Origin of the sequence: Bacillus sp. JJ1503, assembly GCF_036965125.1 — a bacterium.
Lineage (GTDB): Bacteria > Bacillota > Bacilli > Bacillales > Cytobacillaceae > Cytobacillus.
The window spans coordinates 6,713-8,272 of the sequence record NZ_JBALOZ010000074.1; the positions used below are offsets into that span (position 1 = coordinate 6,713).

The 1,560-nt window shown below is 35.1% G+C and carries 1 protein-coding gene; it reads right to left on the reverse strand.

All coding sequences use genetic code 11. The annotated features are described in order from the left end of the window. Positions 1–158 precede the first annotated feature (158 nt). Positions 159–1,202 (reverse strand): serine hydrolase domain-containing protein, encoded by a 1,044-nt coding sequence (locus V7149_RS06790; protein WP_335344889.1) that lies wholly within the window; start codon positions 1,200–1,202, stop codon positions 159–161. Positions 1,203–1,560 lie beyond the last annotated feature (358 nt).

The window sequence follows — 1,560 nt, forward strand, 5'->3', positions numbered from 1 at the left end:
TTCAGAAAAGCGCCCGATTCTTGAATAAAACTTAGTTCTGTTTTATTTGATAGTTAATTGAACAACTTGCTAATATAGTATCTATCGTTCCAAGCTAAAATGCACCACCACAAGGGGAAGGCGATTTTTAATCGACAACATCATAAAGAAGTACGAAGTTAGATCTCAAAATATTCTTCTATCGCTTTCATAACTTTAAATGGCCCTGAACTTTTGTTTGAAGGGATTACGAGCTTAATCCCGGACTTAGGATACAGGGCCGAATGGAAACTCACCCCGGGATCGTACCCCATTACATGATACTTGAATATGGAATTATTACGTTTGTTGATCCAAATTCCATACCCATAATGGACTTCCTCTTTTACATGAATGTGTGGGGTCATAAGTAGTTCAATATATTTTTTACTTATAAGACGATGATCCAGTAATGCTTCCCAAAGTTTGATCATATCAGGTGCAGAGATATAGGCTCCTCCATCAGCTCCACCTTTGATCGGAATAGAGTAGACATTCGTTTTCCATGTCCCACCTTTATCGTAAATGTATCCATAAGCTGTGTTTTTAGGTAGCCGATCTAATGAAAAATAGCCTGAATCATTCATACCGCATTTATTAAAAAGATTCGTTTTAATATAATCGGTAAAAGAAAGGCCTGTTTGTTGTTCCACAATCAAACCTAAAACAATAAATGCAGCATTATTATAATGAAATCTTTCTCCAGGTTTGAACATCATTTTTTCGTTTTTAAACAATGGCAGAAAATCGTGTAAATCCTTTAATAGATACATAGGTGTATGTTTCCAAAGATCTTCAAAGTTATCCATCGCCTCTTCGTCAAAATAATCTGGAATTCCAGAACTGTGGGTTAAAAGATGATGGATCGTTACATTTTCATCGAAATGCGGAAAAACTACATCTAAACAGTCTTTAAGTCGTGTATCAAAGGATAATATTTCCTTCTCAACTAATTGGCAAACTGCAATTGCAGTAAACAACTTACAGCCTGAAGCCATACCAAAACGTGTGTGTATGTTATTCAATCGTTCTTCAGTCCGATCAGAATATCCAGATGCTGATTTGAATAGTATTTCATTGTCGTCCTTCACAAAAACAACTCCAGAAAATTCCTCGTTGTTTATGACTTTTTTAATCGATTCACCCACCTTTACACCTCTATTTGTCAATTTCCACCACCTCATTAGATGAATATATTATTTTCTAAGCCCTGCCCCTTTCTAATGGATGTAAAATGCAAATCGCTGTACCATGTTCAACCAACTACCCCCATTAGCTAATCAAATATCATCCTTTTAATTTCAATTTACCATCTAAAAAATCTTTTCCTTATGTAAGAATATGGCACTTAAATGAAAATAAGCACTGATCCTTATTACAGAAAAGCGCCCGATTGTGGAAGAGCGAAGGGTTTAAAAGAGTTTTTTGATCTTTAGTTATTGTTCTAACGCACACGAGAGTTTTGTAGAATCCTTCACAATCTCTTCTACACCTTAACATAACTTCAATTTAAATTGTGTTGCTTCAGAATCTGTTTGATTA